A 17,039-nucleotide genomic window follows, 5' to 3' on the forward strand; every position below is an offset into this window, starting at 1 on the left:
GCACTGGCTCTCGCGAACGACGAACGACCGACGACCGACGGACACTCGAACACTCATCCCATGCACGACAACGTAACCCGACACGAAAGCGATAGGCTGAACGCCCTCGGCGGATACGGCGTCCAAAAACGCGGACTCCAACTCGTCTTCTTCGACGGACAGACGCCGGACGAACGAACGGCGCTGAAACGCGGCGTGAAAGAACAGACGGCGGCGGCCCTCGAACGCGTCACGACGGTCGCCGCCGAGTCCGACGTCGGCACCGACGACATCATGCGAACCACCGTCTACCTCACGGAGATGGACCGACTGCCGGAGGTCCGGTCGGCGTACGACGACTTCTTCGACGGGCGGCGGCCGTCGATGACCGTCGTCGGCGTCGACGCACTCCCGAACGACGCCGCCGTCCAAATCGAAGCGACGGGAGTGGACAGGTGAGCGAAAGCGACGACTCGAACACCGACGCGCCGTAATTACAACTACTTCTAATAACTCATCCGAGCGCCAGTCGGCGGGTCGATGCGTCGAACGTCCGCAAGCGCGTCTCGGTACCACACCTCCCGGTACCGAGAGAACCGACGACCCGTCCACGGCGACTACCATCCGGCGACGACGCGTCTCGAATCCGAGCGTTTCGCGGACGGAAGTCGAACGTTCGGTATCGACCCCACGTCCGACGCGAGTTCCGCACACCGCGTCTCCTGTACTCGCTCTGCGGCGCGTCTATCGCGGACGAATCCCGCCCCGCGCCCCTCGCGTGTAGATACCGACGACCGGTCGGGTCGGCCGATCGGCGGTCCTCCGACGGCGACGTCATCGAGTCGTCGCCGAATGTGGGCTTCCACGGTCAGTTCGGGGTTCAACTCGAGGGAGACGCGACTCTTCGACCGGTGGCGAACTGCGGCCTCCTCGGGGAGAGGACGACGGATTTCCGTGCGTTCTCACTCGGCCCGCGATCTGTCTCGATGCGGATATAAAAAATTGCACACAGCGGCCGGTCGAATATCGCGGCGTCGGGGGGACTCGACGAGTCGGCGGGTGACGATAGCGCGCGGATTTATGTGCGGCGACCGAAGACGTTCGAACCATGTCATGGCAGTTCGAGCGGGTTTCCGGTCCGCGGGAGGCCACGGAGGGTCCAATCTGGACGGACTCGGTGGTCAGGTTCACCGAGATACGCGAGAATCAGGTCCTCGAATACGACCCCGAGACCGGTGCAACGCGCGTCTACGTCGAAGAGACGGCGGGAGCGGTCGGCCTCCACGGGGGACGCGACGGAAGGCTCTACGCCTGCGAGGCCGAGAAGCACCGAATCGCGGCGCTCTCGCCGGACGAACCGACGACTGTGGTCGTCGACGAGTTCGAGGGGACGCCGCTCAACGGACCGAACGACCTGGAGATAGATTCCGAGGGGAACGTCTGGTTCACGGACCCGGACGACATGGACCGCGGCGAACTCGGTCACACGTCGGTCTACCGGGCCGAACGGACGGGTTCGGGGTGGGACCTCGTCCACCTGACCGACGGGATGGACCGACCGAACGGCATCCTTCTCTCGCCCGACGAATCGAGACTCTACGTCGCAGAGTGCACGTACGAACCGGACCGAGACTGCGACCTGCGGGCGTACGAGGTTCTCGCGGACGGATCACTCGGCGAGTACGAGGTACTGCACGACTTCGGCGACCACCGCGGTATCGACGGGATGACGCTCACGGACGAGGGGGACATCGTCGCCTGTGCCGGATGGGAGGAGAGCGGACCCGGTCCGTCGGTCTACGTTTTCTCGCCTTCCGGGGCGGTTCTCGCGCGTCACCCGTTTCCCGAGAACCGACCGACGAACTGCGCGTTCGGCGGGCCCGACCGCTCTACTCTCTACGCGGCCGACCTGACTGGGAGTCTCCACCGCGCGGAGACCGATCTGACGGGGTTCGACCGGTTCTGAGACGGCGCGAAAAGACAGACCGGATTCTGAGCGATGCGACTGGCCCGGACGGCGTTCGGCCCGTTCCGTTCGCTCGATTACTGGAACGCGTCGAGTCCGGCTTTCGATATCTCCATGTCTTCCGAGACGTCCGCACCGCTTGCGCCGATCGCACCGACCACGTCGCCGTCGCGTTCGACGGGGAACCCGCCGCCGAAGACGACGACGCGTCCGTTGTCGGTGGTGTTGAGACCGTACACGTCGCCGCCGGGTTCGGCTCCCTCTTTCAGGTCGTGCGTCGGTTTCTTCACCGCCGCGGCGGTGTACGCCTTGTTCTGTGCGATGTTGGCGGCGACGAGTTTCGCGCCGTCCATCCGGCGGAACGCGAGGAGGTTGCCCTCGCTGTTGGTCACCGCGAGGTTCATCTTCAGATCCATCTCTTCTGCTTTCGACTCCGCCGCGTCGAGCATCGACTTGGCCTCTGCTAACGTGACTTCGTTCACCATCGATCGTATCTCACCGTAGCGCGGCAAAAAACCACCGCTCCGCCGGACGTCGCCTCCGGTGCGGACGACTGTCCGTCGTTGGCCGTCGGCGGTCCATCGGAGTGGGTCGGTGTTCGGCCCTCAAAGCGAGGGCGCGTTGCCCGACTTCTCGAAGGAGTCCACGTCGCCGGGGTCCTCGGCGTCGAGCAGGTCGTTGTTCGTCAGGAGGCGTTCGTCGTCGGTGTCTTCGAGGGCGAGAAAGGTCGCCGTTCCCTCTGCGGCGCGCGAGTCGCGGACGGTGATGTCGCGGGTGTCCGAGAGTCGGATGGCCGCGTCGTCGCCGCCTCGGTGGGCCTGCCTGCCGACGAATCCGTCCACGAGCAACCCATCGACGTTCGAACAGGCCAGTCCGTTCCGGTAGTAGTCGGGCAACTCCTCGTCGGCCCACGCGAGTTCCACGTCGCGAACCGCGACGTTGCGGGCGTTCTCGACGTGGACGCCCGCGATGTCGCTCTCGAAGATGGGCGGTATCACGGACGTGGGCTGTAGGTCGAAGTTCCCGCCCACCAACTCGGCGTTCTCGCTTCCCGTGAGTTCGATACGCACGTCGTCGAACGTCACGTTCTCTATCTCGGAGCCTTCGGCCCCGTAGACGAGTGCGCCGTTCTCGCTTCTGGCGACGACGTTCTCGAATCGGACGTTCCGAACCGCGCCGAGGTCGGTGTCCTCGTCGCGGGGGACCGAGGAGACGTGAATCGGTTCGCCTTTCCCCCACCACGGGCCGGGGAGCATGTTCGAGTCGATGACGATGTCGGTGAAAAGCACGTTCTCCAGGTCGCCCTCGTCGCGGTGTTGAATGCCGAGTCCGCGGTTCGACTCCTGAATCACAATGTTCTGGAACGTGCAGTCGCGGATGGTGTCGTCGGTTCCGGAGCCGAACTTGATGGCGCAGGCGCTAGAGGAGAGCGTGCAGTTCGTGACGGTGACGCCCTCACAGGTCGTCTCCACGTCGGGCCGCGCGCCGAACGTGATGCTGTCGTCGCACGAACGGATGGTGCAGTCGGAGATGTGGACGTTCCGACTGTCGCCGATGTGGATGCCGTCGCAGTTCGGGATGAGCATGTGGTTGAGGATGTCCACGCCGAGTACGTCCACCTCCTCTGACCCGTGCAGACTCAGCGTCCACGCGGGCATGTCTCGAAGCGTCACGTCGCGGACGGTGACGTCCGTACAGTGGTTGAACCGGAACATCGGCCCCGGCCTGAAGTCGGGTTTCGCGACGGGCCACCCGTCGGTGCCGTCGCTTCGGGCGAGATATCGCTGTCCCTGTCGCGCCTCGTGCGGGCCGTTCGAGACGAGGGGGTGACTCGTGCTCTCGTTCGAGTGACCTTGAATCGGCGTGTCCATCCGCATGAACTCCGTGCCGCGCCCGTCGAACTCGCCGTCGCCGGAGATGGTGACGTTCTCTGCGCCCTCCGCGAGGAGGAACACTCGCTCGTTGTCGGGACCGATGTACTTCGAGGTGAACGCGGACTCGTCCATCGCCGGATACACCACCGCACCGGCCTCCAAGTGAAGCGTCACGTCGCTTCTGAGGTGAATCGTCCCCGTCGTGTACTCACCGCTCGGGACGACGACGGTTCCGCCTCCGGCGTCCGCGCAGGCGTCTATCGCGCCTCGGAACGCATCCGTGTGAAGGCCGTCGTCGGGTTCGCCGTACTCTGTAACGTCGTACGCACTCGCTGCGGGCGCCATGTACTCGTTGACACACTCGGACGTGTCTTTATAATATCGGTGATCGAACTGATTCGGATGCCCGCCACCAAGCCGAACGTCCTCTTCGTGATGACGGACCAGCAGCGATGCGACACCGTCCGCGCGTTGGGGAACGCGCGAATCCACACGCCGAACATCGACCGTCTGGTCGAACGCGGCGTCTCCTTCACCAACGCCTACTCGCCGGACCCCATCTGCATCCCCGCAAGACACACCGTCCGGACGGGGTGTGAGGCGACGACGACGGGGTTCCTCGGAAACGAAAAGCGAGACGCGAGCCACCTCGAAGACCGGTGCGGTCCGTTTCTCGCCCGGGCGATGCGCGAACGGGGCTACCGGACGTTCCTCGTCGGGAAGTACCACGCCCATCCCCGCGATATCGACTTGGGGTACGACACTCGCCTCAGCGCCGAAGCGTACCGCGAAGACACGGGTCACGAAGTCAAGACCACCGCCCGCGAGGGCGCGATGGTCCATCTCCCCCAACAGAACCACCTCCCGCCGGAGTCGAACTACGAGGCGTGGATAACCGACAACGCCGTCGAACTCATAGGCGACGACGGGCCGTTCTTCGGCCTCGTCTCGTACGAACCGCCGCACTCGCCGTTCGCGCCGTCGCCGCCGTTCGACCGCATGTACGACCCCGACCGACTGCCCGGTCCGATCCGCGGCGACCGCGCGGTGGACCACGCCGACGAGAAGATTCCCGCGCAAAACTACCACTTCTGGAAGGCGCGCGAGGGCGGCGTCGACGAGACGACCGTCCGGACCGTCAAGGCGCACTACTATGGACTGATTTCCGAGGTGGACCGCCGCATCGGACGACTGTTAGACGCGGTCGAGTCCCGAGAGGACGCCGAAAACACGGTGATCTGTTTCTTCTCGGACCACGGCGAACTCCTCGGCGACCACCACGGGTGGGAGAAGTCGTCGTTCTTCGAGTCGTCCTGTCGGGTTCCGTTCCTCCTCAGTTGGCCTGCCGAGGTGCCGCAGGGGACGCGAAACGAGGAACTCGTCTCTCTGACGGACCTGTTCGGCGTCGCCACGACGGCGGCCGGAGACCCGGACCTGCGGGAAGGAACCGACCTCGTCGGGATGGTGAACGGCGACGCGGCCCCCCGAGAACGGCTGTACGGCTACCACGAGACGCCCGGACTCGCACCGAACTTCACGGCGATGGTCCGAGAGGGCGACTGGAAGTACGTGTTCATGCAGAACGGCGGACGCGAGCAACTGTTCGACCTCTCGGACGACCCCCACGAACTGACGGACCTCTCGGACGACCGCCCGGAGACGACGGCTCACCTCCGCGAGGCGGCGGCGCGGAAACTCGACGCCGAGGGTCGAACCGACTTCGCGGAGAACGGCAGTCTTCGGCGGTACCCCTACCGACGAATCGACATGGGCCGTCTCGTCCGCGAACCGTACCCCGAATCGCCCGGCGACGTTCTCGATTGACCGCGCGGTCGATCCCCTCGCCGCCCTTCCTGCGTAATTTTATTACCGCCGGTGCAGATGCTCACGCCACCGATGGAAATCACGGACATCCGCACCATTCGGTTTAGCTGTACCTCTCACGTCGAGGCCGACGAGAAGGGCCACGGCCACCCGGGCCCTCCGACGGAGACGACGAAGACGATAACGCACGTCGTCGTAGAGGGCGGCCCCGACGGCTACTGCCGCGGCGGTCACCCCGAGGCAAACGAGTTCGCAAAGCGCCACCTCGTCGGAGAGAACCCGCTCTACCGCGAGGAACTGTGGCAGCGACTCTGCCGCGCCGAACGACTGAACAAGGGGCTTCTCACCGACAAGCGCGTGGCGGCCATCGACTGCGCTCTGTGGGACGTGGCGGGCAAACACGCCGACCTACCGGTCTACCAACTCGTCGGCGCGGCGCGCGACGAAGTTCCGGCCTACGGGAGTACGATGGTCGGCGACGGCGACCCGGAGGGACTCGGAACCCCGGAGGCGTACGCCGACTTCGCGGAGGAACTCGTCTCGGAGGGGTATCGGGCGGTCAAACTCCACACGTGGATGCCGCCGTTCGGCGAGAGTCCGCAACGGGACATCGAAGCCTGCCGCGCCGTCCGCGAACGCGTCGGCGACGACGTCGACCTGATGCTCGACGCGCACCACTTCTACAGTCGGTCGGAGGCCAAGAAGATAGGCAGAGCCCTCGAAGAACTCGACTTCCGGTGGATAGAGGAACCGATGGACGAGCACTCCATGTCCTCGTACGAGTGGTTGTCGAACGAACTCGACATCGCCGTCGTCGGCCCCGAGACGGCCGAGGGGCGCATGCACACCCGCGCCGAGTGGATAAAGCGAGATATCGCCGACGTCGTCCGCGTCGGCGTCTTCGACACCGGCGGTATCACCCCCGCGCTGAAAGCTATCGGCCTCTGTGAGTCGTTCAACGTCGAGTGCGAGATACACGGCCGCGACGCGCCGAACCTCCAACTGTTGGGGACGATGGCGTTTCCCGGCCGGTACTACGAACGGGGACTGCTCCACCCGAAACACGACTACGCGACGTACTTCCCCGAACTGAAGCGACTCCCCGACGAGATAGACGACGACGGCGTCGTCGAGATACCGCAGTCTCCCGGCCTCGGCTACGAGTTCGACTGGGAGTTCGTCGAAGAGAACCGACTGGACTGACGGGGCGACGGTTCCGCGGACGCGATTCCTTTCGAGCGCTCGAATCTTCTCCGACTCCCGTCAGCGGTTGTACGCGCCCCACGCCCGCAGAAAGAGGTGAGAGCCGACGCTTATCAGGACGAGCGAAATCCCCCACACGCCGAACATCCCCGCGATGACGCCCTCCAACACGAAGCGAGCGAGTAGAATCATCAGGACGCCGGCGGCGATTGCTCCGACGAGTAGTTTGTGATCCGACAGTGCGGCCACCGGTCGCGACGTGCGGGATGTCTCGACAGCCATGTTGGTACGTTTGTTAGACAGCCACTCACAAATAGATGTTGTTCCGATCCTACCCGAGTTCGCCCTCGTCGTCGACGATGCTCGGACTGTCCCAGTACTCGTGGGACTCGTCCGCGCGGTAACACCGCGCGCCGTGACCGCCGTCCGTGGTGATGAGGTTCGGGTCCTGCGTGCGACAGACCTCTCGCGCCTCCGGGCACCGCGGATGGAAGTGACATCCGGACGGTCGGTTGACGGGGTCGGGGATGTCTATCTCGCGGACCGGTAGCGTCTCGTCGCCGTCGTCGCCGTACAGGTTCGGCGTCGCCCACTTCAGCGCCTTGGTGTAGGGGTGCTGGGGGTTCTCTATCACCTGCTCTATCGGCCCGACTTCGACTATCTTCCCGAGGTACATCACGGCGATTCGCCCGCCCGATTTCTCGGCGATGTACCGCGCGTTCGAGAGGTCGTGACTGATGAACAGATACGAGGTGCCGAAAAGATCCTGCAGTTCGAGCATCAGGTCCATCATCTCCACGCGCAGGGAGACGTCGAGGGCGCTTATCGCCTCGTCCGCGAGAATCAGGTCCGGGTTCAAAAGCAGCGACCGGACGAGAACGACTCGCTGTTGTTCGCCGCCGCTCAGTTGGTGCGGGAAGCGGTTGACGAAGTCCTCCGCGGGCGAGAGACCGACTTTCTCCAAGAGCGCGAAGATGCGTTCCTTGCGGCGTTCGCGGCCCAAATCGGGGTTCCACTTCTTCATCGGGAGCATCAGGGTGGTCAACAGCCGCTGATTCGGGTTCAACGCGCTTCCGGGGTCTTGGTGGATCATCTGGAGCGACCGCCTGATATCGGAGAACGGTATCTCCGGGTTGCGCTCGCTTTTGGCCTCCCAGATGTCCTGTCCGCGGTATTTGATCGACCCGGAGGTGGGTTTCTGTGCGCCGATTATCGTCTTCCCGAGCGTCGACTTCCCGCATCCGCTCTCGCCGATGAGGGTGACGACGTCGTTCTCGCCGATGTCGAGCGAGATACCGTCGACAGCGCGGACCGTCTCGTCCTCCGAGAAGAGGTCGAAGAGTCCGCCGCTATCGGAGAAGTGGACGGAGACGTCGTCGACGGAGATGACGGGCGAGTCAGAACTCATTGCCCGCCCTCCCCGTCGCTGCGAAGCGGCATCTCCTCGTCGACGTCGTCGTGATAGAAGCACGCGGTTTCGTGAGTCGGCGACCGAGTCGCCATCGGCGGCTCCTCTCGCTTGCAGGATTCGTCGGCCATGGGACAGCGCGGATGGTACGAACAGCCCGGAATTCTGATGACCGGGTCCGGCTTGTTCCCCTCGACGGACCGCATCTCGTCTACGGGGACGTTCAGGTCCGGCGTCGCCTGCAGGAGCATCCGCGTGTACGGATGCGCCGCGTCGTACAGTATCTCCTCCGTCTCGCCGATTTCCACGACGTCGAAGGCGTACATCACCACGAGTCGGTTCGCGAGTTTGGTCAAGAGCGGCAGGTCGTGCGTGATGAAGATGATCGTGAGGTCGTACTCCTCTTTGAGGTCGCGGAGCAGAGAGACGATAGACCGCTGCATCAGTAAGTCGAGCGCCGCCGTCGGTTCGTCCATCACCAACACCTCCGGTTCGAGAACGAGCGACAGAGCGATGAGCGCTCTCTGTTTCATTCCGCCGGAGAGTTCGTACGGGTACGAACCGAGGACGCGGTCCGGGTCGAGATAGAGGTCTTCGAGAATCCCCCGCGCTCGCTCCATTCCGGCGTCGATGTCGCGGTTGTGGTCTTCGAGCGTCTCCTCGAAGTGGCCCCGAACCCGCTTGACCGGGTTGAACGAACTCATCGCGCCCTGAAATACCATCGCGACCTCCTCCCAGCGGAACTTCTTGAGCTCTTTCTCGGAGAGGTCCAGAACCGATATCGGCTCTCGGTCGTCGGGCGGGTAGTACGTCACCTCACCGCTCGTCTGGCCGGGTTCGACGACGGCGTTGAGCAGCGTCGAGGACAGCATCGACTTGCCGCTTCCGCTCTCGCCGACGATTCCGAGCGTCTCGTTGCGGTAGATGTCCAAATCGACGTCGCGGACTACCTTCGACTCGCCTCGGTTGGTCCCGAAGGTGACTTCGAGATTCCGCATCTCGAACACCACGTCCGATTCGTCCCGCGTGTCGTCGTCCATCCGTGCTTCCGTATCGAGTGTCGAGTTCATAGTGTTTCCTTCTCCGTCAGTCGCTTTGGCTGGCGCGCGATGCGTCCTTTTTCGTCGTGTTCGCGTGCCGGGCGCGGAGGCGGACGTTGAACAGGCTGTCGAGTCCCTGCGAGAGGAGGACGAGGCTGAACGAAAGCAGGAAGATGCAGAGCATCGGGAACACCATCCAGTGTATCATATCGGGCCTCGTCAGCGCGTTGCCCTCGTACGCCAGGTTCATCATCACGCCCCAGTTGAACGTCGTGAAGGGCAGGATGCCGAGGAAGTACAGACCGACCGACTCGAAGATGATGCGCCGCGACGTGAGCGCGCCGTTTATCATCACGTACGGCATGAGTTGCGAGAGGATGTCGCGGCGGAGAATCGACGAGAGCGGAATCCCCATGATCTCCGACGCCTCGACGTAGGACTCCTCGCGGATACTGAGAACCTGCGACCGGACCGTCCGAGCGAGTCCGGGCCAGTTGTCGATGCCGAGGAAGATACCGACGAGGTAGGGGTTCTCAGGTTGGAAAATCGCCGTGATGACGATGATGAGCGGCAGTCCGGGAATCGTGATGACGACGTCGGTGAGCGTCATCAGTACCGTGTCGATGCGGTCGCCGTGCTTGAATCCGGAGACGACGCCGACGATCGCCGCGAACCCGACGCTGACGACGGCACCGGCGAATATCATCTTGAAGATGCCGGGCGTCGCGTGGATGAGTTGGGAGTGAATCGGCTGGCCGAACACGTCCGTCCCGAGGGGGTACGCCAGTTCCTCGAACGGTCCCGCGAGGACGGGCGCGTCGCCGCTCGTCGGTTTGTCCACGAGGACGACGCCGACGGTTCCCATGAGGACGAACAGACCGAGGATGGCACCGCCGAGGAGGGCGCGCCAGTCGTCGGCGGCCACGCGGGCGGGCGCCAACACGTTCAGGTCTATCGCTCGTCTGAGGCGGACGCGCCGGGACTCGGGTTCGGGTTCGATGCTCTCGTCGTAGATGCTCTGTAGGTCGAAGGTGTCAGTCTCGGGGTTACTCATGACTCGTCCACCGAAATCCGCGGGTCTATGAGGCTGTACGTGAGGTCGGCGACGAAGATGGCCGTGAGCGAGATGGCCGTGAAGACGATGAGCGTCCCCATCAGGAGCGGGTAGTCTTGCGTCTTCACCGCCTCGAACATCAAGAGTCCCATGCCGGGGTACGCGAACACCTCTTCGACGATGACGGCGCTACTGAACACGCCCGCGATACCGATCATGAACTGCGTGTACATCGGCAGTATCGCGTTGTGTCCGAGGTACTGCGTCGCGATTCGCGTGTCGCGAAGCCCGCGGAGTTGTGCGACGCGGACGTAGTCTTCGCCGAGGATGCGTATCGCGTTCCCGCGCATCGAGAGGGCGGCGGACGTCGCGAGGACGCCCATAGAGAGCGCCGGAAGCGCGGCGTGCTTGACGATACTTATCATGAACTCCGGATTGTACCCGACGGGGATGCCCGACCCGAGTCGGCCTCCGACGGGGAAGTACGACTGCTTGATGGCGAGAAAGTAGATGAGAACGACGCCCACGATGTAGTACGGGACGGAGTTGAGGGCGATGACCACGGAGGAGACGCCGGAGTCGAACCGCGACTTCTCCTTGTACGCCGTCAGGACGCCGAGGATGATACTGAGCGAGTACCCGAGGGCGAACGCGTACAGACTGATGAACATAGACCACGGCAGACGCTGGAGGATGAGCGTCGTGACCGCTTCGTTCTTGAAGAAGGACCGCCCGAGGTCCTGGTACAGTACCACGTCTCTGAGGTAGTTCAGGTACTGCACGTAGACCGGTTGGTCCGGGTTCACGTTGGTGTACAACTGGATCAGCGTGTTCAGGCGGTCGATGTCGATGCTCGTCGATCCGCTCTGTGAGAGGATGACGCTCCGCATCGCCTCTACGGGGCCGCCCGGCATCGCCTGATACAGTACGAACGATACCGTGATGGTGACGAAGAACGTCAACAGCGCTTGCCCGAATCGTTTCAACAGGTATCGTGGAGTCATGAGTTAACTTGTCCCGTACAGTGTCATAAACGTTTAGTTGTGATCTGTGGTCGGTCGTTCTCGACGGCTCACTTCGAGCTGATCCACCCCTTCTTGAAGGAGAACTGACCGGGCCGGTTCGTGTTGAGTTCCTGGTCGCCCTCGGCCGGCATCGAGAAGTCACCGACGTCGCCCCAGTATCCGGAGTCCTCCTCGACGAACACGAGGTCCGGAAGCGCGTAGTTGAACCACCGCACGAGCGTTCGCGTCCGCTCTTTGACCTGCTCTTCGGACTCCGAAGAGGGCAGTTCGTTCATCAGCGTCGCAGGCTGAATCTCCTGTCCGCTGCCTTGGACCTCTTTTGCGCCGACTTCGCTCGGGATGGTCGTCGTGAACGGCTTGCCGGTCGGACCGGTGTCTCCGCTGGACGGGTCGCCGACTTCGACGCCGTAGAAGTTGTTCGAGTAGTACGCCGTCGGGTGCCACAGAGCCTTCGCGACGTGCCAGATCCAGAAGATGTCCGCCTCGTAGGTCTGGAGACGCTGGTAGTAGTCCGATGAACTGACGGTGCTTATCTCCGTCTGGATGCCGAAGGCGTTCAACTGGTCGTTGAACACCTTCGTCGCCTGCACCTGCGTGTTGTTGTTCTGCGTGAGGACGGTGAGCGTGAACTTCTCGCCGTCGGGGTCCACCCACGTCCCGTTCTCCTTCGTGTACCCGGCCTGTTCCATCAGTCCGGCCGCACCCTCCTCGTCTTTCGATGTGGGGTAGTCGATGAGACTGTCGACGAAATCCGAGCCGAGGTATTTCTCGTGGATGGTCGACCGAAGCGCGGTCTGTTTCTCGGGCGGACTGCCGACGGTTCCGGCCTGTCGCATCGCGGCGACCATCGATTCGAGGTCCACCGCGTGGGCGATGGCCCGACGGACGGGGAGTCTCGCGAGATGCTCGTTCTTGAAGTTGAACGTGAATTTCTGTGTTCGGAACCAGTTGAGGCGGTAGACGTTCTGGAGGTTATCGGGGTAGGAACTCCGCTGGGACTCGGACATGAGGACGTCGGGGTTCATGTCGAGTTTGTTGTTCACCGCGAGCGAATCCACGTCGGCGGTCGTCTCGGGGACGATTCTCGCCTTCGGGACGTCGGTTCGGTCCGCGTACGGGTGGTCCTCGAACTTCTCCAGCGTCGTCTCCGAGGAGTTGAACCCGGTGACTTCGTAGAGGCCGTTCCCGAGGCCGTCGTCTATCAACTGCTGGGTCGTTATCTTCATGTTCAGCAGTTCCTCGGTCACAGACTCCCGGTCGCTCTGGCTCGACGCGTCTTGGAGTTTCGTGAGGTACTCCCGGTAGACGGACCGAGGGGTGTTGACGAACGTCTCCGCGACGTCGGCCTTCATCAGGTTCGGCGCGACGGCGGTCTTGAACGTTCGCTCGATGGTGTAGTCGTCGACCAGCGTGTTGCTCTCGATGTTGGACTCTTCGGGTTGCTGGAGTCGGTCGATTTCGAGGCCGACGTAGTAGTCTTCGGCCGTCACGTCGTCGCCGTTCCACCACTTGAAGTTCTCCGGGAACGTCAGCGTCAGCGTCTTCCCGTCGACGGTGAGTTCCTCGAGGAGGTCCGGCCGCACCGTCCCGTCGGCGTACCCTCTCGCGACTTGCTCGAACAGTTGATCCTGTAGCGTGTGAGCGTAGTTCCCGAGACTGTACCGGTTGAACTGGACCTCCGTCGCAGGCCGCCCTGCGGGGTAGTCGAGCGTATCGTCGGCTAGCCCGCTTCCGCCCCCGTCGGTACCGGTGCTGCCCGCCCCGTTTTCGTTGCCCGTCGCCGTGGTTTCGGAATCACTGAAACAACCCGCCAACCCGGCGCTGCCCGCCACGGCGCCGTACTTGACAAAGTCTCGCCTGCTCCAACGGTTTGAACTCTCTTTCGCCATGCGTCATCATTTATCATACCATTCACTCTATAAATATGTGTCGATACCTGTCTATTTCGAGTCACGAATCCGGTCGGCGGACGCGGAACGGCGGCGACTCACCCGCGGCGCGTCGTCCACAGCAGAACGACCATGCCGACGAACAGAACGGCGAACGTCGCGAGTTGGACCAACGCGAGGACGTGCGTGCTCGTTCCGGGTTCGATGGCCGTCAGCGACACCAAGAGAAGCAGGATGGACACCGCCGAGATGACGAGCACGAGTTTCATCTTCGTCGTGTAGTCCCGGAGGACGTCGGCGAGGCGCGTCTCGGACATAGCGGGTAGTCACGCCGGGCGTATTTGATTGTGTTGTCCCGCGAGGGGCGCGCCGTCTCCGTCGATAGAGTTAGATAACGAGAGTCACATGCCTACCGTATGGACCGAGGATTAGTCCTCTTAGACGACACGGAGACGCACAGAGAACTCCTGCAGGAAGCCAAAGAACACGCCATCGGGGCCGACGCCGACCTCGTCCTGTTGGTGACGCTCACCGAGGACGAGTACGAGGAGACCCAAGAGATGTTAGACGCCATCGGGAGCGTCGAGAACACGTCGTACACCGACGACCAAGTCCTCACCGCGGCGACGAACATCGCAGAGGAGTTGGCGCGCGACGTTCTCGCGGACGACGCCGTCTCGTACGAAGTCGCTCCGCGCATCGCCGACGAGGACGAACGGGCCGAGGCGGTCATCGACACCGCAGCAGAGACCGAGAGCGACCACGTGTTCGTCCTCGGACGGAAGCGGTCGCCGACCGGGAAAGCGCTGTTCGGTGACCTCGCACAGTACGTCGTCCTCAACTTCGACGGGTTCGTCACGCTTCACGCCGAGTGAGGCGGTCACGCCGCGATTTCTGCGGCGCTCCCGGGCAGTCCGGGGCTTTATTATCTCTCTCGGTGAGTGTCGGGTGATACGCGATGCACGAGACAGACCTATCCGACGCGGCCACTCGGGCGGCGGAGTACCTGCAGTCCTCGGACCTCGACGGGAAGTCGTGGATAACCGGCGTAGCCATCAACGGACTCGTCTCGACGGGCGAGTCGGAGTTCGTCGATACCGCCCGCGGACTCGTGGACACGGCCGTCGCCACGCAGGCGGACGCCGGCCAACTCGGCTACGGGCCGAGCTACCCCATCGAGATATTCAGCCACGGGCGCGAGTACGACACCAGTTGGGAACTGACAGTCAACAAATGTCTCAACACGAACAACACGACGGCCATCGGTCACGGCGTCCTCGACTTCTACGGCCGCACCGGCGAGGACCGCTATCTGGAGGCCGCCCGGCGGGCAAAAGAGAGTCTCCTCTCTTTCGAACGAACCGACGACGGCGGCATCCCGCACCACGACCCCGAACAGGCCGGGATGAAGTCGCTCTGGATAGACTCGGTCTACATGATGTGCCCGTTTCTCGCGCGACTCGGCGTCCTCGACGGCGACGAGGAGGCGTTCGACGAGGCGGCGACGCAACTGCTCGTCCACGCGAAGCACCTTCAGGACCCTCACACGGACCTGTTCCGGCACATCTGGGTCGAGTCGCCGAACCACTACCCGCAGGGGACGTTCTGGGCGCGCGGTAACGGGTGGGCCGCCACCTCCCTCGTCGAAGTGCTCGAACGACTTCCCGAGGACCATCCCGACCGAGACGCTCTCCTCGACGTTCTCGAAACGTTGAGCGAGGCGCTTCTCGACCGGCAGGACGGGAGCGGTTTCTGGCACAACCTCGTCGACGACCCGAACACGCCGCTGGAAACGTCGGGCACGACCATGTTCGCCTACGCGTTCACCAAAGCCGTAGACCTCGGCCTCTTGGAGGGCCACGAGTACCGCGAGGCCGCGGAACGGGCGATGGAGGCGTCGGTTCGCGTCGTCTCCGACGACGGGGCGGTGCGACGCGTCGCGGGGCCGCCGGGCGGCCCGGAAGCGCCCCTCACGGACACGCCGTACGGACAGGGGTGGTTCCTGATGGCCGCCCACGAGTTCCTGTAGAGCCGATCGTCCGAGGTCGTTTTCCCGACTCAGCGCGTCTTATCGACCACGTAGTCGAGTTCGAGGTCCGTTCCGGGGTCGGTCCGCCACTCGAACACGAGGTCCCACGCGCCGTCGTCGCCGTCCCACTCGAAGTAACTCTCCCACGAGTAGGTCGCCGACGAACCGCCCGCGGCGGGTTTCGCGCGCAGGTCGAGCGCCGACAGTTCGAAGTCCTGTGGTTCTTCGACGCTTCCGGGGACCGAGGCGTAGTCGGAACTGCTGACGCCCTCGACGCGCGCGGCGGGCGAGTCGCCCGACGAGAGGGTGACGGTCCCGGAGGCGAACCCGCCGCCGACGTTGTCGCGGACGACGGTGGTGTTCGAGAACGTCCGGATATCTGTCTCCGTTCCCGCGCCGCGGACGTCGTTGCCGACGATGCGGTTGGTGTTCGTGGCCGGCCCCGTCTCCAGAATCCCCCACGGTTGCTTCGGGTCGTCTCTGTCGTCGTAGATTCGGAGGTTGGTTATCGAGACACCCTCGGCGGGAATCTGCTCGCCGTCGTCGCGCGAGTCGATGCGGACGCCGTCGCCGTCGCAGTTCTTGACGACGCCGCCTTGCACGGCGAAGTCCTGACAGTTCTGAACGAGGATGCCTTGGTCCGACGCTCCCTCGATGTTCACCTCGCCGACGGTCACGTCGTAACACTCCGAGACGCCGAAGACGCCGCGTGCCCCGCCGCGACTCACCACTTCGCCGACGGTGATGTCGTGTGCCCCGTTGGCGACGCGGAACGTCGCGTACCCGTCGGGGACGCCGGGTTCCTTCCCGACGATGCTGTTGACCGTCGCGTCCGCGGTGTCGTTGAGGAGGACGACGCAACTGGCGGGGTCGACGCCGATTATCTGGTCCACCTGCAGGCGGTCGACGCCGTACGTCTCGAAGGCGTGGTGGTCGTTCTTCTCGACGTACACCCGTTCGACCTGGATATCCGTGGACCGCGGGGCGTCGCCCCGTCCGTCGATGCGGACGCCGTCGCTTCGTACGCCGGCGATCCGCAGGTCGCCGAGGCGAACCTCCGAGCAACTCGTCAGTCGGACGCCCATCGCCGCCGGTCCCTCGACGGTCAGCGACTCGACTTCGATTCGCTCCGCGCCCTCGGCCCGCACGACTGGCGGCACCTCTTCGCCGTCGGGCACAGAGAGCGTCACCGGCACGTCGAGTGCGGTGTAACTCGGCAGTTCGATGGACCCGTCGCCCTCGCGTATCTCGCCCGGCGAGGCGACGACCACCTTCTCCACCGACGTTCGGCCGTCCGTGAGGCCCTCGATTGCCGCGCGGGTGACCGAGACGACGGCCTCGCCGTTCGCGATTTCGCCGTCCGGTCCGTCGGCGTGGAAGACGCCGTCGCCGTCCTTCCAGACGACGACGTCCGCCTCCCGTGCGGAGGTGTAGACGTGTCGTACGCCGAGTTCCCCGAGATTCGAGAGGGAGTGGCCGTTCGCGTTCACGTCTCGGTTCCACGGCTTTCCTTCTTTGCCGCCGCCCGTCTCACCCTCTGTCGTCTCCTCCGCGGCGGCCGCGTTGCCTGCGAGTGCGGAGACGCTTCCGACGCCGAGAAGCGCCATCGCCGTCCGGCGGGTGTACGTCAGAGCGGTTTCCGTGCGCTGTTCGTCACCGTCGCTGTGTGAACTGGACTCGCTCACGCACCGACTATCACAATCGTTCGTTAAATAAATTGCCTCCGCTCTGAACTTCGAGAGTCGGAC

Annotated in this window: 16 protein-coding genes; 6 read left to right on the forward strand and 10 right to left on the reverse strand. The window is 63.9% G+C overall.

The annotated features are described in order from the left end of the window. Positions 1–60: 60 nt before the first annotated feature. Positions 61–438, forward strand: a complete 378-nt coding sequence (locus BM167_RS15620) for a RidA family protein (RefSeq protein ID WP_092893661.1) — start codon at positions 61–63, stop codon at positions 436–438. Positions 439–1,087: 649 nt separating this feature from the next. Next, positions 1,088–1,945, forward strand: coding sequence for an SMP-30/gluconolactonase/LRE family protein (locus BM167_RS15630; protein ID WP_092893663.1), 858 nt, complete (start codon positions 1,088–1,090; stop codon positions 1,943–1,945). Between the two features lie 77 nt (positions 1,946–2,022). Here the strand turns inward: BM167_RS15630 and BM167_RS15635 are convergent, their stop codons facing one another. Next, the gene (locus BM167_RS15635; protein ID WP_092893664.1) at positions 2,023–2,430 is read right to left on the reverse strand and encodes a GlcG/HbpS family heme-binding protein; all 408 of its coding nucleotides are present in this window, start codon (positions 2,428–2,430) and stop codon (positions 2,023–2,025) included. A 120-nt stretch (positions 2,431–2,550) separates the two neighbouring features. Then, positions 2,551–4,164 carry a glycoside hydrolase family 28 protein gene (locus BM167_RS15640; RefSeq protein ID WP_092893665.1) on the reverse strand — a complete coding sequence of 538 codons (1,614 nt, stop codon included), beginning with the start codon at positions 4,162–4,164 and terminating at the stop codon, positions 2,551–2,553. Between the two features lie 57 nt (positions 4,165–4,221). On the opposite strand from BM167_RS15640, the gene BM167_RS15645 reads away from it, so the two are divergent. Both BM167_RS15645 and BM167_RS15650 read left to right on the forward strand, forming a co-directional pair. Continuing rightward, positions 4,222–5,643, forward strand: coding sequence for a sulfatase family protein (locus tag BM167_RS15645; RefSeq protein ID WP_092893666.1), 1,422 nt, complete (start codon positions 4,222–4,224; stop codon positions 5,641–5,643). A gap of 72 nt (positions 5,644–5,715) precedes the next feature. Then, positions 5,716–6,846, forward strand: coding sequence for an enolase C-terminal domain-like protein (locus BM167_RS15650; protein WP_092893667.1), 1,131 nt, complete (start codon positions 5,716–5,718; stop codon positions 6,844–6,846). A gap of 60 nt (positions 6,847–6,906) precedes the next feature. Here the strand turns inward: BM167_RS15650 and BM167_RS15655 are convergent, their stop codons facing one another. From BM167_RS15655 to BM167_RS15685, 7 genes are all read right to left on the reverse strand, one after another. Next, a complete protein-coding gene (locus tag BM167_RS15655; protein WP_092893668.1) occupies positions 6,907–7,128 on the reverse strand; it encodes a hypothetical protein in 222 nt (73 codons plus the stop codon). 49 nt (positions 7,129–7,177) lie between these two features. Further along, the gene (locus tag BM167_RS15660; RefSeq protein ID WP_092893669.1) at positions 7,178–8,254 is read right to left on the reverse strand and encodes an ABC transporter ATP-binding protein; all 1,077 of its coding nucleotides are present in this window, start codon (positions 8,252–8,254) and stop codon (positions 7,178–7,180) included. Beyond that, positions 8,251–9,294: an ABC transporter ATP-binding protein gene (locus tag BM167_RS15665; protein WP_092893670.1), complete on the reverse strand. Its 1,044-nt coding sequence runs from the start codon at positions 9,292–9,294 to the stop codon at positions 8,251–8,253. The genes BM167_RS15660 and BM167_RS15665 overlap by 4 nt, the downstream gene beginning before the upstream one ends. A gap of 46 nt (positions 9,295–9,340) precedes the next feature. Beyond that, on the reverse strand, positions 9,341–10,348 hold the full coding sequence (locus BM167_RS15670; protein ID WP_092893671.1) for an ABC transporter permease: 1,008 nt from the start codon (positions 10,346–10,348) through the stop codon (positions 9,341–9,343). Continuing rightward, positions 10,345–11,352: an ABC transporter permease gene (locus tag BM167_RS15675; protein ID WP_245781387.1), complete on the reverse strand. Its 1,008-nt coding sequence runs from the start codon at positions 11,350–11,352 to the stop codon at positions 10,345–10,347. Before BM167_RS15675 ends, BM167_RS15670 begins: the two co-directional genes overlap by 4 nt. 68 nt (positions 11,353–11,420) lie before the next feature. Next, positions 11,421–13,205 (reverse strand): ABC transporter substrate-binding protein, encoded by a 1,785-nt coding sequence (locus BM167_RS15680; protein ID WP_092893721.1) that lies wholly within the window; start codon positions 13,203–13,205, stop codon positions 11,421–11,423. A 155-nt stretch (positions 13,206–13,360) separates the two neighbouring features. Continuing rightward, positions 13,361–13,579 carry a hypothetical protein gene (locus tag BM167_RS15685; protein ID WP_092893672.1) on the reverse strand — a complete coding sequence of 73 codons (219 nt, stop codon included), beginning with the start codon at positions 13,577–13,579 and terminating at the stop codon, positions 13,361–13,363. A 99-nt stretch (positions 13,580–13,678) separates the two neighbouring features. Between BM167_RS15685 and BM167_RS15690 the strand changes: the two genes are divergently transcribed. Together BM167_RS15690 and BM167_RS15695 are read left to right on the forward strand one after the other, a co-directional pair. Next, the gene (locus BM167_RS15690) at positions 13,679–14,137 is read left to right on the forward strand and encodes a universal stress protein (protein WP_092893673.1); all 459 of its coding nucleotides are present in this window, start codon (positions 13,679–13,681) and stop codon (positions 14,135–14,137) included. 83 nt (positions 14,138–14,220) lie between these two features. Continuing rightward, a complete protein-coding gene (locus BM167_RS15695) occupies positions 14,221–15,291 on the forward strand; it encodes a glycoside hydrolase family 88/105 protein (RefSeq protein WP_092893674.1) in 1,071 nt (356 codons plus the stop codon). A gap of 29 nt (positions 15,292–15,320) precedes the next feature. On the opposite strand, the gene BM167_RS15700 is transcribed toward BM167_RS15695, so the two are convergent. Next, complete coding sequence (locus BM167_RS15700) at positions 15,321–16,976, reverse strand: right-handed parallel beta-helix repeat-containing protein (protein ID WP_245781388.1); 1,656 nt, start codon at positions 16,974–16,976, stop codon at positions 15,321–15,323. Positions 16,977–17,039: the final 63 nt, after the last annotated feature.

It is taken from the genome of Halopelagius inordinatus (assembly GCF_900113245.1).
Lineage (GTDB): Archaea > Halobacteriota > Halobacteria > Halobacteriales > Haloferacaceae > Halopelagius > Halopelagius inordinatus.